The following is a 15701-nucleotide window of genomic DNA, read 5'->3' as shown; positions in this document are numbered from 1 at the left end:
CGAAGGCGTCAGCCGTGACGCTCGCGCCAGCAACGCCATACCGAGGAGCGAACACCCCCATGGCCGACGACATTCACGCGATCTACGCCGCCGCCCTCAAGAACGCCCACGCCGTCGAGCTGCAAGCCCTGCAGATCATGGAACGGCAGGTCGAGCGTCTCCAGCGCTACCCCGAGATGGAGCGCATCCTGCGCCGCCATATCGACGAAACCCATCAGCAGCGCGACCGGCTGCAAGACGCGATGAGCGCCGTCAACGAGAGCCCCTCGGCCCTCAAGGAAGGCATCCTGGGTTTCATGGGCAACATGGCTGCCCTGGCCCATGCCCCGGCGCAGGACGAGATCCTGAAGAACAGCTTCGCCAACCACGCCTTCGAGAACTTCGAGATCGCCGTCTACAATTCCCTGATCGTCATCACCGAGGCTGCCGGCCAGTCCCGGTTCGTCTCGGCGTTCGAGACGTCGCTCAAGGAAGAGCAGACGATGGCGCAGCAGGTCCACGATCTCATCCGGCCGACCACGCAGCGCTACATCGAGCTCACCACCACGGGCGCCAAGGCCGACCGCTGACCGGCGCTCGGGTTTGTGAAAAAGCCGCGTCGGGATCCGCTCCCGATGCGACGCTCGTCTCTTGATCCAGGCACTCATCCCCTATCACGGAGCCTCGTCTTGCGCCCATCGCACAAGCCTCTTCACCAGCAGATCATCGTCATCACCGGAGCGTCGAGCGGCATCGGCCTCGCCGCGGCGAAGATGGCCGCGGGCCGGGGTGCGAAGGTCGTTCTCGTCGCCCGCAATGGAGAAGCGCTCGAGACGATCGCTGCGGAGATTGGAGCCTCCGGCGCCGAAGCCGTCCCGGTCGTCGCGGATGTCGGGCGCCGGGAGGATCTCCAGCGTGTCGCCGACCTCACGATCGGCCGGTTCGGCCGAATCGATACCTGGGTGAACGATGCGGGCCTGTCGATCTTCGGCCGTCTCGAGCAAGTGAGCGACACCGATCATCAGGCACTGTTCCAGACCAACTTCTGGGGAGTGGTCTATGGTTCGCTGGTCGCCCTCCCTCACCTGAAGCGCAGCGGCGGCGTCCTGATCAATCTGGGCAGCGTGGCGTCCGACGTCGCCTTCCCGCTGCAGGGCATGTATTGCGCGAGCAAACACGCCATCAAGGGGTTCACGGACAGCCTGCGGATCGAGCTCGAAGAGGAAGGTGCCCCGGTCTCGGTCACCCTCATCAAGCCTGCGGCTATCGACACGCCGTTCCCGCAGCACGCCCGGAACTACACCGACCAGGAGCCGAAGCTGCCGCCTCCGGTCTACGATCCTCGGGAGGTCGCGCTCGCGATCGTCCATGCTGCGGAGAACCCGCAGCGGGACATCTATGTCGGTGGCGGCGGACGCGTGATGAGCGCGTTCCAGGCGCTGGCTCCGAGGGCCTTCGATCGGGTCGGGCGGACGATGGTCGGCCAGCAGCTGCGTACGGAACCTCCACGCGACGCGGCCGGCGCCCTTCACGCGGCCGGGCATGACGGCCGCGTCCGCGGGGACCATCCGGGCTACGTGATGCGACGCAGCTACTATACGCGAGCGACGATCAACCCTGCCGCCACGGGGCTCCTCGCCGCCGCCGGAATCGCCGCCGTCATCCTGACACGGCGGGTCGCCCGGCGCTGACCCGCCCACGAGCATTCGCCATGTCTGCCCGAAGCCCCATCGAGAGGGCAAAACCCGCGATCTGAACCACAATGAACACAATCTGCGATGACGACGTCCTGCGATTCGGTCCCTTGGGCGAGTCCTGCATCCACCTCTGCGTCGACATGCAGGGGATCTTCGCGGAGGAGACCGACTGGCATATGCCCTGGATCGCCAGGGCGCTTCCCAACGTCCGCCGCATCGTCGCCGCTCATCCGGCCAGGACCGTGTTCACGCGCTTCATTCCCGCCGACCGGCCCGGTCAGGGACGCGGAACCTGGGCGGCCTACTACGAACGCTGGTCGTCGATGACGCGCCAGGCCCTCGACCCCAAGCTGATCGACCTTGTGCCGGAACTGGCGGGATTCGCGCCGCCGGCCACGATCGTCGACAAGACGGTCTACTCACCCTGGATGGAGACCGATCTCGACGAACGGCTCCAGGCCCGCGGCATCGACGCCATCGTGGTCACCGGCGGTGAGACCGACGTCTGCGTCCTTGGGACGGTGCTGGGTGCCGTTGATCGTGGATATCGCGTCGTCGTCGTCACGGACGCGCTGTGCTCGTCCTCCGATGCGGCACACGATGCTCTTCTCACGCTGTATCGCTCCCGCTATGGCCAGCAGGTCGAGACCGTCACGACGGAGAGCGTCCTGCAGAGCTGGAGCCCATGACACCACCCCGCATCGTCTGTATCCGCCACGGTGAATCGACCTTCAATGCCGCCCATCGGGAAACAGGCCGCGATCCGGGGCACATCGATGCCCTCCTGACCGAGCGCGGCCTCGCGCAGGTCGCCGCCGCCCGGGGGTCGTTGCAGCGTGTCCCCTTCGACCTCGTGGTGACATCCCCCCTCACCCGCGCCATCCAGACCACGGTCGGCCTGTTCGCGGATCATCCGGCCAACCCCGAGATCCTCGTCGAAGTGCTTCACCGGGAATGCCAGGAGAGCAGCTGCGACGTCGGTCGCGCCGCCTCCCTGATCGCGGCCGAATTCCCGGACATGCGGGTCGATCACCTTCCCGAGACGTGGTGGTACGCCGATGGCGAGCCGAACGAGCGAGGCTTCCATGTCGAGCCCCGGGCGATCTTCGATCGGCGCGTCGCCGCTTTCCGGGACTGGCTGGCGGCCCGGCCCGAACGCACCATCGCGGTCGTAGGCCACGGGACGTTCTTCTTCCATCTTACCGGAACCTGGCTCGACAACTGCCAATCCATCGAGTTCGACCTAACTCGAGCCGCATGACCGAAGTGGCCTGACCCTCAGCCGCCGACGCCGACGGCGAGACCGGCCAGCATCGCGATCCCGAGGATCATCACGAAGGCTCCGGCAAGGACTTCGAGCCCGCCGATGAGGAGAGCTCCGGTCCGTGCCCTCCCGCTGGCCAGCCGCAGGGCGAAGGCCTTGGCGAAGACCGCGAGGCTGGCGAGCAACCCCGTCGTCAGGGCCGTGCCCAGAGCCATGGCGAGGGTCGCGGCGATGCCCGCCATCAGCAGGCCCTGAGAGGCCGAGAAGACCAGGATGAGGATCGCGCCCGCACAGGGCCGCGATCCCGCGGCCAGCACGACGCCGAGGCGGGCGGGCCAACCTTGGAGCCTGTCGAGGGCGGCGGGGTCGTTGAGATGGACATGGCCGCATCCGGACGCGCAGGAGGAGCCGGCGGATGCCCCATCGACGATCGTCGCCAGACGTCCGGCCTTGCGCCACGTCATCGCCACGCCGAGCAACGCCACGAAGACGAAGCTGGCGGTCTCGATGGCGGTCCCGGCGCGGCTCATGCTCGCCGCGGTGGCGCCCAGCAGCAGGGTTCCGACGCCGACGATGGCGATGGCCACCAATGCCTGGAGCAGGGCAGCGGCGAGGCTCAGGGAGAAGCCGCGGCCCAGGGCGCGCTCGCCGGCCAGGAGATATCCGGCGATGACGGCCTTGCCATGGCCCGGCCCGGCCGCGTGGAAAACCCCGTAGGCGAACCCGAGGAGCAGCATCGGCCCCCAGCCGCCCTCCGCCTTCATCGCCGCTACGGCCGTCTGAAGGCTCCGGGAAAAGCTCGATTGGAGGGCGAGGATCCACCCGCCGAGCCCCGTCGCCGCCGGGGCGGCCTCGCGCAGTCCCATGCCGAAGGGCGAGCGCGTTGGTGGGGCCACCGTCGGAGCGACGAGGATCGAGAGGCCGGTCAGCACGAGGGCGGCGATGAGGATCGCCGCCGCGGCGATGCAGAGCCGCGTTCCGAGGCGTGCCCCACCGACGGCGAGGCCCGGCGAGGCCCCTATGGACATGCCACCAGGATCCGGTTGGCGAATTGCGCGCCGTAGTTGGAGGCGTTGGTGAGAGCTTCGAAGAAGGCCTCCGACATGCCGGGCTTGGTGGCACCGGCACTGGCGGCACCGGCTTGGCCATTGGACGCCACGTCGGATTTCGCCCGCGTCACCGTGGTCGCGCATCCCGCCGGGGCATCCACGAGCCGGGCGACGTCGGCGGCCTCCGAGAGGCTGAAGGCGACGAAGTAGGTCGGATCGTAGACCTCCAACGCCGCGACGCCGCGGCCTTGCGCGACCGGACCCTTCACCGGAAGCAGGAAGCTCAAGGTCAGCTTGTCGCCGTCCATCGCCATACGGGGCTCCACCGGCTCGGCGAAGACCTGATCTTTGCCGGCCACCTTGAGCTTGGTGAAATACCCGAACTCGGACAGGTTGGTGGTGTTCTCGGCAGCCAGCCCGGCCAGTTCCTCCGACGTCAGCTTGCCGTCGCCGTTGGCGTCGAGCCCCTGCGTGACGAAGGCCGAGTAGGATGCGTCGAAGGTCCAGGCATGACGGATGCCGGTGACGCGCCCGCCCGGCCCGTAGGCGACCTCTGCCTTGGCTGTGATCCAGACATGGGGGTGCGCCTGCGCCGTTCCTGCCGTGGCAAGGCCGAGAGCGACCGCGAGGGCGGGGAGGCGGGGGAAACGGTGAGCGTTCGGCATCATATGGCTGAGGACGCTCGCGGTTCGTGGTTAACAAATCGTCAGCGCGCCACGAAACCCGCGACTGCAGGGACCTGTCGTCCCGTTTCAGTGGGGCGAAAGCGAGGCGCGGCGCAGGACACCGTTCATGAGAAAAGCCTGCCCGCAGCGCGGACAGGCTTCGAGCTATTGCCATGAAGGCGCGGCTCGCGGCCGCGCCCGGGCGGCTCAGTAGGCGTCGCTGTCGGCCGACGCCACCTCGACCCGGTCACCCCGGCGCGAGAAGGCCACCGTGGCCTCGCGACCGTCGGCGCCGAGCGCGCCCGGAACCGAGAGGTGCACCGTCTGGTCGGCGTTGAGAGTGGTGACCATGCGGACCACCTGCGGGTTGTCGGAGCCTGTGTTCACTGCCGCGAGGGTGGCGACGACGCGGTAGCCGCCCTTCTCGACGGTGTAATAGGCCGAGCCGCGGAACGAGCCGAGGTCGATCGAGTTCGAGCGGGCCGCCTGGAGTTCGGCGGCGATGGCCGAGCCGGAAGCGAGAGTGAGGGCCGCCGCGATGAGGGTTTTGGAGACGTTGCGCATGTTGGAACTGAGCCTGTGCGGTTACTGCCGCCGGGAGTGCCCGAACGGGAGCCGGTAGCACCGGGAGACCGCAACATGACGACGAAATGGTGCACTGCGAAGATGGGATTATTGCAACGCGAAAATGCGCCCTGCGCATAGGTCGGCCAAAAACCGACCGAGCCATGCATAATAACGCAGGGTCCGATCAATCGCGATGGGTCAGCGCGGCGATCTCGGCTTCCTCGGCCGCCGTCAACCGTTGCGGTGTCATGGACTTGCGCGATCTTGCCAGACGCCAGATTCCCAGGGCACCGAGCCCGAGGACGACGACCGGCGTCAGCCAGAGCAGGAGCGTGTGGAGGGCAAGAACCGGACGCAGCAGCACATACTCGCCGTAGCGCCCGACGACGTAGTCCTGGATCTGGGCGTCACTGTCGCCGGCCTTCAGGCGCTCGCGGACGATGAGGCGCAGGTCGCGGGCCAGAGGCGCGTCGGAATCGTCGATGGACTGGTTCTGGCACACGAGGCAGCGCAGGCCCGAGGAGATGTCGCGAGCCCGCGACTCCATGCGTGGATCGTTCAGCACCTCGTCGGGCTGGACCGCCGAGGCTCCGCCGGCCGCGAGGACGGCCATGATCGCGAGGGCTGCGATCCGGAGCGGGGCGGCGTTCATTCCGCCGGCACCGCGCTGGGAGGCAGGGGCTTGGACTTGGCCTTGGCCGGAGCTCCCACCCGCATGCGCCGGTCGGTGAGGGAGATCCCACCGCCGAGCGCCATCACCACGGCACCGAGCCAGATCAGGAGCACCAGGGGCTTATAGTAGAGGCGCAGGCCGATGCCACCGTCGGGCATGACCTCGCCGATGCTGGCATAGACTTGGCTGGCGCCGATGGTCATGAGCCCGGATTCGGTCACCGTCATCCGGCGGCTCGGATAGAAGCGCTTGCCGGTCTCGACGGTGCCGACGGCGTCGCCCCCCGCGTTGCGGATGGTCAGGAAGGCCGTGGTCTCCTCGTAGTTCTCGCCCGTTCGCGGGCCGACCCGCTCGAGGGTGGCGGAATAGGGTCCGCTCGCCAGGGACTGCCCTGGCTTGACGACGCTGAGACCCTCCGTCGCCCAGCCCTGCGCGGCGATGCCGAGGACGACGATGCCGACACCCGCATGGGCGAGCGCGGTACCCCAGGCCGAGCGCGGCAGGCCGAGCGCCCGGCGCAGGACGATGGCGGGCTTCGACGACCGGCTGCCGCCGTAGCCGCGGGCACGCGAGACGATCTCCATCGCGGCCCCGATGACGAGGTAGGCTCCGAGGCCGACCCCGATCGGAGCCATCAGCGGGCCGCCCCAGGTGAGCGCCAAGGCCGCGAGGCCGACCACGAGCGCGACGCCCAAGGCCGCGAACAAGCGCTGCGAGGCGGCGTGCACGTCGCCCCGCTTCCAAGCCAGCGTCTGGCCGAAGGGGACGATCAGGAGGAGCGGGATCGCGATCGGCACGAAGGTATAGTTGAAGAAGGGCGGCCCCACCGAGATCTTCTCGCCGGTCAGCGATTCGAGCAGCAGCGGATAGAGCGTACCCACGAACACGGTGGCGCAGCCGGCGGCGAGGAACAGGTTGTTCATCACCAGCGCGCCCTCGCGCGAGATCGGCGCGAACAGCCCGCCCTGGCGCAGGGCCGGCGCCCGCCAGGCGAACAGGGCCAGCGATCCGCCGACGAACAGGATGAGGATCGCGAGGATGAAGATGCCGCGGGTCGGGTCGGTGGCGAAGGTGTGCACGGAGGTCAGCACGCCCGAGCGGACGATGAAGGTGCCGAGCAGCGAGAGAGAGAAGGTGAGGATGGCGAGCAGCACCGTCCACACCTTCAAGGCGTCGCGCTTCTCCATCACCACCGTGGAGTGGAGGAGCGCGGTGCCGGCGAGCCAGGGCATCAGCGAGGCGTTCTCGACCGGGTCCCAGAACCACCAGCCGCCCCAGCCGAGTTCGTAATAGGCCCAGTACGAGCCCATCGCGATGCCGAGCGTCAGGAAGCTCCAGGCGGTGAGGGTCCAGGGCCTGACGGCGCGAGCCCAGACCGCGTCGATGCGCCCGTCGATCAGCGCCGCGATGGCGAAGGCGAAGGTGATCGAGAAGCCGACATAGCCGACGTAGAGCAGCGGCGGATGCACCGCGAGGCCGAAATCTTGCAGGAGCGGATTGAGGTCATTGCCTTCCATCGGCGCCGGATTGACCCGGTTGAACGGGTTCGATGTCGTGATGATGAAGAGCACGAACACGAGGGTGATCAGGCCCTGCACCGCCAGGGTGTTGGCGCGCAGCACCGCGGGTACCGAATCCTTGGCGACGGCGACCAGAGCCCCGAACAGCGCGAGGATGAGGACCCAGAGCAGCATCGAGCCCTCGTGGTTCCCCCAGACGCCGGAGATCTTGTAGAGGAAGGGCTTCGTGGTGTGCGAGTTCTCGATCACGTTCTGGACCGAGAAGTCCGACGTGATGTGGCCGTACGTCAGGGCCGCGAACGAGAACAGGATGCAGGCGAAGGTGCCGAGCGCGGCCGGCGCCGCCACGGCGCGCATGGCGGCGTCGCCCGAGCGCGCCGCCCAGATAGGCATCACGACCTGGACGAGGGAGAGCGCCAGGGCCAGCGCGAGCGCGAAATGGCCGACCTCGATCAGCAAGGGTTCGTGTCCTTCCGGTGCCCGGTTTGCATCATCTGTCGCTGCGCGGACCCAGGGTGGCGCCGCCTGTGGAAGCCGAAGCGGGCGAGTTGGCGGCGCCCTCCTTCTTGGCACCGCCCTCCTGCCAGCGTCCCTGTGCCTTCAGGGCGTCGGCGACCTCGCGGGGCATGTAGGATTCGTCGTGCTTGGCCAGCACCGTATCCGCCTTGAAGATTCCGCCGGGGATCAGGGAGCCCTCGGCGACGACGCCCTGGCCCTCTCGGAAGAGGTCGGGCAGGAGGCCGCGGTACTGGACCGGAACGGTGGCGTTGGTGTCGGTGACGAGGAAGTCGACGGTCTGGTCCGGACCCCGCTTGAGGGAACCGTCCTGGACGAGACCGCCGATGCGGAACCGCGTGCCCGGCGCCACGCCCTGCTGAGCGACCTCGGTGGGCGAGCGGAAGAACACGATCGAGCCGCTCATCGCCGACAGGATCAGACCGAGCGCCAGCGTCAGGACGCCGCCGCAGGCTGCGATGATGATCAGGCGGCGGCTCTTGCGGGTCACATCGTCGTCCCGTGCTGTTTCGGGCGGTCATCGGGGAATCGGACGATACCGCTCGACCCCTGGCGTCGTCTTCAATCAGGCGTCGTTCCGATGTCGGCTGGTGGGAAGCGGGGGTCAAGGGGCGGAAGCGGGACCGATTGTCAGGGTGTGGTGGCCTGACGCGGCTCGGTGCCGTGCAGATCGAGCTCCCTGGCAAGCTCATCGAGCCGGGCTACCGAGGCCGGAACGGGGCTCAGCGCCATCCGGGCGCGGTCGAGGGCCTGGGCGGCCTGTTTGCGTTCGCCCAGCGCGGAGTAGGAGCGCACGAGCCGCAGCCATTCGTCGAGCGTCCCGCCCTTCGCGGCCAGGCGCCGGTCGAGACCGGCCACCATGCCGCGGATGGCGGCATCGCGCTCGGCTGCCGGCATCGCCTTGACGGCGGCGATGGCGGCCTCGGTGTCGGCTTCGGCGGCAGGCGGGCGGGGGGGCGCGATCGCACCCTGTGGGGCCTTGCCCTGCGGCTGAGTACCCTGGGACGCGCCGGCCGATAATCCGAACTCCCCGGCGATCGCCTCGATCCGGGCCAAGCCATCGACATCTTTCGTCATGGCCGTCCGCGCCCGGGCGAGCGCCGCCACGGCTTTCTCGCGCTCGCCGAGCACCGCGTAGGAGCGGACGAGGCGCCCCCACTCGTCGGCCGTGCCGCCCTTGGCCGCGAGCCGCTGGTCGAGGCTGTCGACCATGCCGCGAATGGCCGCGTCCCTGGCCTGCGGCGGCATCGCCGCCGGGTCCGGACTGGCATTGGCCTCGCCGGTCGGTGGCGGCGGTGAGGGTTCGCCCTTCAGCCGCGCGAGGTTCTCGCGCACAAGCGGGAGCCAGGGCGCGTCGGCCGGGGCGCCCTCGGCCATTCGGGTCAGGCGCTCGACGGCGCCGGGGACGTCGCCCGCGAGTTCGGCGGCGCGGGCGAGGTAAAACCGGGGCTTGGCCGCATCCGGATCGAGACTGGTCGCCCGCTCGAAGACGCCCCGTGCTTCGGGCGAGATCGCGCCGTTGCCAGCCGCCGCCATCGCCTCGCCGAGGTCGGAAAGCCGCTCCGGGGTCTCGCCCAGGATCCGGTTCGCCATCTCGTAGGCCCGGACCGCATCGTCGAACCGGCCCATGCGCATATAGACGGGGGCGAGCACGGCCCAGCCGCGGCCGTCTTTGGGATCGCTGGCGAGCCGCGCCTCGATCTGTCCCACCGCCTTGAGAAGATCCTGGTCGCCGCTCCGGGCGGCCTGGCGTTCGCCGACGGTCTGCGCGGGCAGGTGCGGCGAGCCGTAGATGCCGTAGGCGATGAGCGCCACCAGGGGGATCGTCGAGAGCGCGAAAGCGGAGGCTGCCCGGCGCTGGCGCAGGGCCGGCTCCGCCATCCCGCCGGCCGCCTTGGGCACGCCCTGCCGGTTGGCCCGGATCAGGCGTCGTCCCGCCTCGGTGCGCGCCGCCTCTGCCTCCGCGGGTGCGATGAGGCCGCGAGCGAGGTCGCGGTCGATCTCGCGCAGCTGGTCCTCGTAGAAGCCGGCCTCGGTGGCAAGCGCACCCGTGTCGGGTGCGGCATCGACCGTTCGCGTCCGGCGGGACATCGGCCAGAGCAGGCTGAGCACGGCAAGCCCCGTCATGAACGCCAGAATGAACCAGATCGCCGTCATCACACCTCAGACGCTATTGTGCCGATGTTAGAGATCCGCGGGGTGCCGAACGACGAGGCCGAGTGGTGACACGGTGTCACGCTAGCCCCACGGCACACTGAATCGGCCTGCGGTCACCCTGGGAGGGCTCGAGCCACACGAGGTCAAGCGTGTCCGACGCCGGCCGGCGCATCGCCCGGCACCTCGATCACCGCGCGCAGGCCGCCGAGGGTCGCCTCCTCCAGGCGGAAACGGCCACGATAGAGCGTGGCGAGGTCCGCGACGATGGAGAGCCCGAGTCCCGAGCCGGGCTTGGTCTCGTCGAGGCGCCGGCCGCGCCCGATCACCGCCTTGCGGTCGTCCGGCGGCAGGCCAGGGCCGTCATCCTCCACCGCCACGAGAAGGTGGGGATAGTCGTCCTGGTCCACCGCCTCGGCGCGGATCGAGACGCGGCCATGGGCCCATTTCGAGGCGTTGTCGACGAGGTTGCCCACCATCTCCTCGAAATCCTGGCGCTCGCCGCGGAAGCGCAGTCCCGCCGGTACGCTGACCTCGTAGGCGATGTCCTTGTCGCGGTAGATCTTGCCGAAGGTCCGCACCAGCCCGGCGAGCGCCGGCTCGACCTCGGTCGAGGTGCCGAGCGTGCCGGCGAGCGCGGCGGCGCGGGCGCGGTCGAGGTGGTAGTTGACCTGGTCGCGCATCACCGCGGCCTGCTCCCGGACCTTGTCGGCGAGTTCCTTCGGGGCGTCGGCCGCACCGACCTCGTTGACGATGATCGAGAGCGGCGTCTTCAGCGCATGGGCGAGGTTGCCGACCTGGGTGCGGGCGCGCTCCAGGATCTCGCGGTTGGTCTCGATCAGGAGGTTCACCTCGCCGGTGAGGGGAGCGATGTCGCGCGGGTACAGGCCGGTGATTCGGTCCGCCTCACCCCGGCGGATGGCGCCCAGCGCGGAGCGGAGCTTGGCGAGCGGCGCGAGACCGAAGCGGATCTGCAGGAGGGTGGTCAGCGCCAGCGACAGGCCGAGCAGCCCGAAGGTCACCATCAGCGAGAAGCGGAAACGCCCGACGTCGTTCTCGATCTCGTCGGCGGGGCCGGCGACGCGGACCGTGTAGCGGCCCTCCTCGCCGAGATCGACGTCGCGCTCGATGATGCGCAGGGCCCGTTCGTCCTGCGCCCGGCCGTAGCCCTGGCGGATCTGTCCGACCCCCGCATTCGTGTCCGGCCGCCCCGCGGCCTTCAGGGGAACGCCGACCAGGGAACGCGAGGTGCGCAGGTCGCGAGGCTTCGCGTCGGGTCGGCCGATCTGCCAGTACCAGCCCGAGAGCGGCAGGTCGAAGCGCGGGTCGCTGAGCGTGAAGGAGCGGCTCTCGGGGTCGGTGGGAGCGACGAGGTCGGTGGCGAGGTTGTTGGCGTAGACGAGGAGCCGGCTGTCGAAGGCGCGCTCGGTGCTCTCGCGGTAGAGCGTCGTCAGGATCCAGGCGGCGATGAGCAGGATGGCCGCGCTCGCGATCAGCGCCGAGGTCGCGAGGCGCACCGCGATGGAGCGGCGCCGGAAGGGGAGCCAGGCTGGGAAGGGGCTCATCGCGATCTCGTCGTCATGGGAAATCCGTCCCGACCGGATGAGCGACGACGCCCGGCCCGTGGCGCGCATCGATGTCGATCGCGAAGGCGAATGATGTACATCGGAGTGGAGGGACCGTCATAACGCTGCATATCCGCGACGAAGAGACCGACCGTCTTGTCCGCATGCTCGCGCAGCGCAAGCGCTTTCCTCTGACGGAAGCCGTCAAGCTCGCGGTCGGCAACGAGCTGCGGCGCGAGGACGAGACGCTCGGCTTGTGGGAGCGGTTGAAGCCGCTCCAGGATCGGATCAAGTCGCGGCCGGATACCGGGCTCAAGGCGGACAAGGCGTTCCGCGACGAATTGAGCGGCGACGATTGATGTTCGTCGGCGCTCGTCGCGATCCTGATCAGGGAGCCCGATGCTCGTGTCCCGCCCATGGTCGTCGCGGCGACGCTGGAGGATGCGGATGGCGCGCTCGCAGCCTTCGCGCGATTCGGAATGGCGCAGGGTCATCCCGCAAGGCTCAACATGGCCGATTGCTTCGCCTACGCGGCCGCCAAGAACCATCGCGTGCCATTGTTGTTCAAGGGCGACGATTTCCCCCAGACGGACATCGACACCGGCCCTTGAGCGACCGCCTCACACCCGCGGCGCGGGCTGGGTCGGGTCGACGAGGTACCCCAAGCCCCGAACCGTCTGGATCAGGTCCACCGCCAGCTTCTTCCTCAGCCGCCCGACGAAGACCTCGATGGTGTTGGAATCGCGGTCGAAATCCTGGTCGTAGAGGTGCTCGGTCAGCTCGGCCCGCGAAACGACACGGCCGGTATGGTGCATCAGGTAGGACAGCAGCCGGTACTCGTGGCTCGTCAGCTTCACCGGGTTGCCGTCGACGAAGACGCGGCCCGAGCGGGTATCGAGCACGACCGGGCCGCAGGCGATCTGGCTGGTGGCGTGGCCGGCCGCGCGGCGCAGGAGCGCGCGGACGCGCGCCATCAGCTCCTCCATATGGAAGGGTTTGGTGACGTAATCGTCGGCGCCGGCGTCGAATCCGTCGACCTTGTCCGACCAGCGGTCGCGGGCGGTGAGGATGATGACGGGGGTCTTGATGCCGGCCCGGCGCCACTTCTGGAGGACGCTGACGCCGTCCGCCTTGGGCAGGCCCATGTCGAGGATGATGGCGTCGTAGGGCTCGCTTTCGCCGAGATAGCCGCCCTCCTCGCCATCGAAGGCCTTGTCGGCGACGTAGCCGGCCTCTTCCAGCGCGCTGACCACCTGACGGTTGATGTCGCGGTCGTCCTCGACGACGAGCAGCCTCACCTCACAACCCTCCCTCTCTGCGCAGACCCGTCACCGTTCGGTGATCTGTCCCGTGGTCGCGTCGATCATCACGTGTACGAACTGGCCGTCCCGGCGCAAGGCCGTGAGAAGATAAACCAGGCCCTCCTCGCGCCGGCACAGGCGGGCACGCTGGATCTCCGCCCGCGGAATGACCTGGCGGGCGGCCCGGATCGCGGCCACGGGCTCGATCACGCGCTTGTCGGCGACGGCCTCGCGCAGGTCGGCGGGGCTCAGGCAGGCCTCGTTGCGGGGGATCGCCTGCGCCGGGATCGACTGGACCGGAATCGTGCCGACGACCGGTGCCGCCGATTCCTCGGCCAGCGTACCGACGGACTCCGTCGCGAGCACCGCGACGGTCAGGCCGACGAACAACAGGGCGAGGACGTAACGCATCGCTAAGGCTGTGCCCTCCGGGCACTGAATGCGCCCTGAATACGGACGGATCGAGCGGGATTCAGCCTCCCAGGTTCCACGCCCGACGTCAAAGCCCGCCGGCTGCGAGGCGGTCGGTGGCGGCGCGAAGCGCGACGCTCACCACGACCTGGCGGTCGACCTGGTCGAGGGCCGCCTTGCGCAGGGCGGCGATCGAGCGGTCGAAGCGCCGGTGGGCCGCGCTGAGGCGCAGGGCGGCGGCGCGGCGACGGCCCTGCGCGGTCCCCGGCCAAGTGGCACGGAGGCGGGACGGACGTGGGGTGGCTGCCATGGGATGGGCCTTTCCTCGCGCGGCTCTTCGATGGTCACTCAAGTCTCGGCGCAGGCGGGAATTCGCGTGCGCCGGTCCCGTCAGCGTGAACGCTGCTGCAGGTCGGCGATCCGACGCAGGATCTCGTCGAACCGGTCGCGGGCGCGCTCGTCGCTGCGGTCGAGACCGCGGGCGATCTCGCTCACGAGCCGCGAGAGATCCTCGATGACCCGGGTGCGGCTCTCCAGGGCGGCGGCGACGGCGGCGTTGGTCTGCGAGGCGCGTTCGAGGGCGGTCGCCGTGGCGCCGGTCTCGCCGATGCGCCCCTCCAGAGCGCGCTGGGCCTCCCGGTGGAGGTGAAGGCAGGCCAGGCCGAGGAGGAACGCCACGATCCAACCCGCTCCCCCATCCGAGAACAGCAGCCGGGCGGCGTCGAGGGCGGCCTTGCCGAGGGCGATCTTGTCCACGCTGGCCTCCCACGCCGTTCGGTCGCCATCAGGGGAGCGGACGCCCCGCCCGGGTCCGTTCGGACAGGGCCCTGGCCAGGGCCGGAACCAGGGTGTTGGCCACGGTCGCCTCCGGATCGAGCGGCAGGCTGCGAAAGACCTTGCCGGCGAGGCCCTCCCGACCGCCCGCGGCAGCGATGAGCCAGCCCGGCGCCTGGTCGACCCCGCGCTGGACCGCCCCGGCGATCACCGCCGAGCCGACGGGGATGTCGAGGGTCCGGCCCCGCGCGGCGCCCGCCACCGCGTTGACGGCGTAATCCGCGACGTTGCGCACGAGGCGTTCGACGAGGGTGGCGGTGACGAGGACCCGCAGGGGGCCGGCGATTCGCGCGACCGCGGCGGTGGCCGCGGCGATCGCCAGGGGGAGCAGCACGCTCGTGGCGGTCTGCGCGAGGGCGACGACCGCGTCGCCCCACGGCAGGACCACGCCCGCCGCAGGCTCCAGGGGATTCGCGATACAGGGGGCGGCGGCGCCGAGGACGACGGCGGTGAGGGTGGCGAGGCGATATCGGAACATGGCGATGACCTTCACGTGTCTCGAAGCGGGTGGGTGCCGTGGTCGCGTCAGGCGCCGGGGCGCAGGCGGGCGAGGAGCCGTGCCCACAGGCTCGGCGAAGCGCGCTTCGGCGCGTCCGGCAGGCTGCGCCGGAACGGTGCGACGACCCGCGGGACCGGGCGACGACCCGGCGGCGCGGCGGGCGGCGCCGACACCGCCGCCTCGCCACGACGCGGCGACGGCAGGGCGACCGCGTAGGGGGTGACGAACTGGTCGTGCTCGGCCTCCCGGCGCGTGATCACGGCCGCGGGCCGGTTCCACATCAGGAAGGCGCGCGCCGCTCCGTCCCGGTCTCCCGCCGCGAGGCGCTTGGCAACGGTCGAGCGCAGGAAGGCCGGCTGCCCGATGTTGAAGCAGAGCGAGACGAGGGCGTCGAAGGCATGATCCGGCAGGTCGGCCGGCACCGCGCCCCGCACCGTCTCGGCATAGCGAGCCACGTCGCGGGTAAACAGCGCGTCGCAATCCTGGGCGCTCAGGCGCAGGCCCGGCGTCACCACCGGCGGTCCGGCCGCGCTGGTATGGCCGACGCCGATCGTCCACACGCCGACGGAATCGCGGTAGGCGGACAGCCGCCGCCCCTCCCGGGCGATGAGCGCGGCGCGGCCGATGGCGCTGAGGTCCATGGGTTGTCTCCTGGCAGGACACGGGAACGGTGGTGCGCGCCTTGCGCGTTCTCCCCACATCGAGGGGGCGAGGCAGCGCAATGGGGCAATCGAGGACGATGGATGTTCAGGAACGGGACGCGGATGCCTGGAAAGACAGGTTGATCAAGGTCGCGCTGTTCTTCGGAGCGGGCGTCACCATCGCCTGGTGCGCGGTCATCGCGGGTTCGACCTGGTGGCTGGTCGAGCGGATGGGGTTCTGAGATCAGGCAGTCTCGAGGGCTTCGAGGCGTGCCTCGAAGCCACGGGCGAGGAACATCAGCAGCTCGTCCGTGCGGAACCCGTAGCGCTCGACGGTGATGGCCTGCGTGGCGACGACATCCCCAC

Annotated in this window: 21 protein-coding genes; 7 read left to right on the top strand and 14 right to left on the bottom strand. The window is 69.7% G+C overall.

Annotated features, from left to right (window positions below; translation table 11 throughout):
- Positions 1-59: 59 nt before the first annotated feature.
- The 4 genes from ACFE7U_RS06325 (at position 60) to ACFE7U_RS06310 (ending at position 2937) form a co-directional block, all read left to right on the top strand.
- Positions 60-569, top strand: coding sequence for a ferritin-like domain-containing protein (locus ACFE7U_RS06325; RefSeq protein ID WP_375408882.1), 510 nt, complete (start codon positions 60-62; stop codon positions 567-569).
- Positions 570-668: 99 nt separating this feature from the next.
- Entirely contained in the window at positions 669-1670 is a 1002-nt protein-coding gene (locus ACFE7U_RS06320; protein WP_375408881.1) for an SDR family oxidoreductase, read from the top strand.
- 80 nt (positions 1671-1750) lie between these two features.
- On the top strand, positions 1751-2365 hold the full coding sequence (locus ACFE7U_RS06315; protein WP_375408906.1) for a cysteine hydrolase family protein: 615 nt from the start codon (positions 1751-1753) through the stop codon (positions 2363-2365).
- Positions 2362-2937, top strand: a complete 576-nt coding sequence (locus ACFE7U_RS06310; protein ID WP_375408880.1) for a histidine phosphatase family protein — start codon at positions 2362-2364, stop codon at positions 2935-2937. Before ACFE7U_RS06315 ends, ACFE7U_RS06310 begins: the two co-directional genes overlap by 4 nt.
- 17 nt (positions 2938-2954) lie before the next feature.
- Here ACFE7U_RS06310 and ACFE7U_RS06305 read toward each other — a convergent pair whose 3' ends face one another.
- From ACFE7U_RS06305 to ACFE7U_RS06270, 8 genes are all read right to left on the bottom strand, one after another.
- Complete coding sequence (locus ACFE7U_RS06305; RefSeq protein WP_375408879.1) at positions 2955-3968, bottom strand: nickel/cobalt transporter; 1014 nt, start codon at positions 3966-3968, stop codon at positions 2955-2957.
- Entirely contained in the window at positions 3959-4654 is a 696-nt protein-coding gene (locus ACFE7U_RS06300; protein WP_375408905.1) for a DUF1007 family protein, read from the bottom strand. Before ACFE7U_RS06300 ends, ACFE7U_RS06305 begins: the two co-directional genes overlap by 10 nt.
- Positions 4655-4861: 207 nt before the next feature.
- Positions 4862-5218: a hypothetical protein gene (locus ACFE7U_RS06295; protein WP_375408878.1), complete on the bottom strand. Its 357-nt coding sequence runs from the start codon at positions 5216-5218 to the stop codon at positions 4862-4864.
- A 187-nt stretch (positions 5219-5405) separates the two neighbouring features.
- Positions 5406-5873, bottom strand: a complete 468-nt coding sequence (locus ACFE7U_RS06290; protein ID WP_375408877.1) for a cytochrome c-type biogenesis protein CcmH — start codon at positions 5871-5873, stop codon at positions 5406-5408.
- Positions 5870-7873, bottom strand: a complete 2004-nt coding sequence (locus ACFE7U_RS06285) for a heme lyase CcmF/NrfE family subunit (RefSeq protein WP_375408876.1) — start codon at positions 7871-7873, stop codon at positions 5870-5872. Before ACFE7U_RS06285 ends, ACFE7U_RS06290 begins: the two co-directional genes overlap by 4 nt.
- 31 nt (positions 7874-7904) lie before the next feature.
- Positions 7905-8420 carry a cytochrome c maturation protein CcmE gene (ccmE, locus tag ACFE7U_RS06280; protein WP_375408875.1) on the bottom strand — a complete coding sequence of 172 codons (516 nt, stop codon included), beginning with the start codon at positions 8418-8420 and terminating at the stop codon, positions 7905-7907.
- Positions 8421-8560: 140 nt separating this feature from the next.
- Complete coding sequence (gene ccmI, locus ACFE7U_RS06275; RefSeq protein ID WP_375408874.1) at positions 8561-10087, bottom strand: c-type cytochrome biogenesis protein CcmI; 1527 nt, start codon at positions 10085-10087, stop codon at positions 8561-8563.
- Positions 10088-10230: 143 nt separating this feature from the next.
- Complete coding sequence (locus ACFE7U_RS06270) at positions 10231-11649, bottom strand: sensor histidine kinase (protein WP_375408873.1); 1419 nt, start codon at positions 11647-11649, stop codon at positions 10231-10233.
- A 71-nt stretch (positions 11650-11720) separates the two neighbouring features.
- Here ACFE7U_RS06270 and ACFE7U_RS06265 point away from each other — a divergent pair, with 71 nt between their 5' ends.
- A complete protein-coding gene (locus ACFE7U_RS06265) occupies positions 11721-12008 on the top strand; it encodes a type II toxin-antitoxin system VapB family antitoxin (RefSeq protein ID WP_375408872.1) in 288 nt (95 codons plus the stop codon).
- Positions 12009-12065: 57 nt separating this feature from the next.
- On the top strand, positions 12066-12260 hold the full coding sequence (locus ACFE7U_RS06260; RefSeq protein ID WP_375408871.1) for a hypothetical protein: 195 nt from the start codon (positions 12066-12068) through the stop codon (positions 12258-12260).
- Positions 12261-12269: 9 nt separating this feature from the next.
- On the opposite strand, the gene ACFE7U_RS06255 is transcribed toward ACFE7U_RS06260, so the two are convergent.
- From ACFE7U_RS06255 to ACFE7U_RS06230, 6 genes are all read right to left on the bottom strand, one after another.
- Positions 12270-12947: a response regulator transcription factor gene (locus ACFE7U_RS06255; RefSeq protein ID WP_375408870.1), complete on the bottom strand. Its 678-nt coding sequence runs from the start codon at positions 12945-12947 to the stop codon at positions 12270-12272.
- A gap of 30 nt (positions 12948-12977) precedes the next feature.
- Positions 12978-13361 carry a PepSY domain-containing protein gene (locus ACFE7U_RS06250; protein ID WP_375408869.1) on the bottom strand — a complete coding sequence of 128 codons (384 nt, stop codon included), beginning with the start codon at positions 13359-13361 and terminating at the stop codon, positions 12978-12980.
- Between the two features lie 88 nt (positions 13362-13449).
- Positions 13450-13671, bottom strand: a complete 222-nt coding sequence (locus tag ACFE7U_RS06245) for a hypothetical protein (protein ID WP_375408868.1) — start codon at positions 13669-13671, stop codon at positions 13450-13452.
- Positions 13672-13751: 80 nt separating this feature from the next.
- Positions 13752-14117, bottom strand: a complete 366-nt coding sequence (locus tag ACFE7U_RS06240; RefSeq protein ID WP_375408867.1) for a hypothetical protein — start codon at positions 14115-14117, stop codon at positions 13752-13754.
- Positions 14118-14145: 28 nt separating this feature from the next.
- Positions 14146-14673 (bottom strand): hypothetical protein, encoded by a 528-nt coding sequence (locus ACFE7U_RS06235; protein WP_375408866.1) that lies wholly within the window; start codon positions 14671-14673, stop codon positions 14146-14148.
- Between the two features lie 47 nt (positions 14674-14720).
- Positions 14721-15335, bottom strand: coding sequence for a lysozyme (locus tag ACFE7U_RS06230; protein ID WP_375408865.1), 615 nt, complete (start codon positions 15333-15335; stop codon positions 14721-14723).
- 98 nt (positions 15336-15433) lie between these two features.
- On the opposite strand from ACFE7U_RS06230, the gene ACFE7U_RS06225 reads away from it, so the two are divergent.
- A complete protein-coding gene (locus ACFE7U_RS06225) occupies positions 15434-15577 on the top strand; it encodes a hypothetical protein (RefSeq protein ID WP_375408864.1) in 144 nt (47 codons plus the stop codon).
- Positions 15578-15701: the final 124 nt, after the last annotated feature.

The sequence above is a fragment of the uncultured Methylobacterium sp. genome, from assembly GCF_964251405.1.
Classification (GTDB): Bacteria; Pseudomonadota; Alphaproteobacteria; order Rhizobiales; family Beijerinckiaceae; genus Methylobacterium.
The sequence above is the reverse complement of the archived record's forward strand: the minus strand, read 5'-3'. Positions and strand labels throughout refer to the sequence as shown.

Bases quoted from the DNA above. Each gene is read 5' to 3' on its own strand.
- ACFE7U_RS06325 (WP_375408882.1), top strand. From the start codon at position 60: ATGGCCGACGACATTCACGCGATCTACGCCGCCGCCCTCAAGAACGCC.
- ACFE7U_RS06310 (WP_375408880.1), top strand. From the start codon at position 2,362: ATGACACCACCCCGCATCGTCTGTATCCGCCACGGTGAATCGACCTTC.
- ACFE7U_RS06305 (WP_375408879.1), bottom strand. From the start codon at position 3,968: ATGTCCATAGGGGCCTCGCCGGGCCTCGCCGTCGGTGGGGCACGCCTC.
- ACFE7U_RS06300 (WP_375408905.1), bottom strand. From the start codon at position 4,654: ATGCCGAACGCTCACCGTTTCCCCCGCCTCCCCGCCCTCGCGGTCGCT.
- ACFE7U_RS06295 (WP_375408878.1), bottom strand. From the start codon at position 5,218: ATGCGCAACGTCTCCAAAACCCTCATCGCGGCGGCCCTCACTCTCGCT.
- ACFE7U_RS06290 (WP_375408877.1), bottom strand. From the start codon at position 5,873: ATGAACGCCGCCCCGCTCCGGATCGCAGCCCTCGCGATCATGGCCGTC.
- ccmI (WP_375408874.1), bottom strand. From the start codon at position 10,087: ATGACGGCGATCTGGTTCATTCTGGCGTTCATGACGGGGCTTGCCGTG.
- ACFE7U_RS06270 (WP_375408873.1), bottom strand. From the start codon at position 11,649: ATGAGCCCCTTCCCAGCCTGGCTCCCCTTCCGGCGCCGCTCCATCGCG.
- ACFE7U_RS06265 (WP_375408872.1), top strand. From the start codon at position 11,721: ATGTCGATCGCGAAGGCGAATGATGTACATCGGAGTGGAGGGACCGTC.
- ACFE7U_RS06260 (WP_375408871.1), top strand. From the start codon at position 12,066: ATGGTCGTCGCGGCGACGCTGGAGGATGCGGATGGCGCGCTCGCAGCC.
- ACFE7U_RS06250 (WP_375408869.1), bottom strand. From the start codon at position 13,361: ATGCGTTACGTCCTCGCCCTGTTGTTCGTCGGCCTGACCGTCGCGGTG.
- ACFE7U_RS06245 (WP_375408868.1), bottom strand. From the start codon at position 13,671: ATGGCAGCCACCCCACGTCCGTCCCGCCTCCGTGCCACTTGGCCGGGG.
- ACFE7U_RS06235 (WP_375408866.1), bottom strand. From the start codon at position 14,673: ATGTTCCGATATCGCCTCGCCACCCTCACCGCCGTCGTCCTCGGCGCC.
- ACFE7U_RS06230 (WP_375408865.1), bottom strand. From the start codon at position 15,335: ATGGACCTCAGCGCCATCGGCCGCGCCGCGCTCATCGCCCGGGAGGGG.
- ACFE7U_RS06225 (WP_375408864.1), top strand. From the start codon at position 15,434: ATGGATGTTCAGGAACGGGACGCGGATGCCTGGAAAGACAGGTTGATC.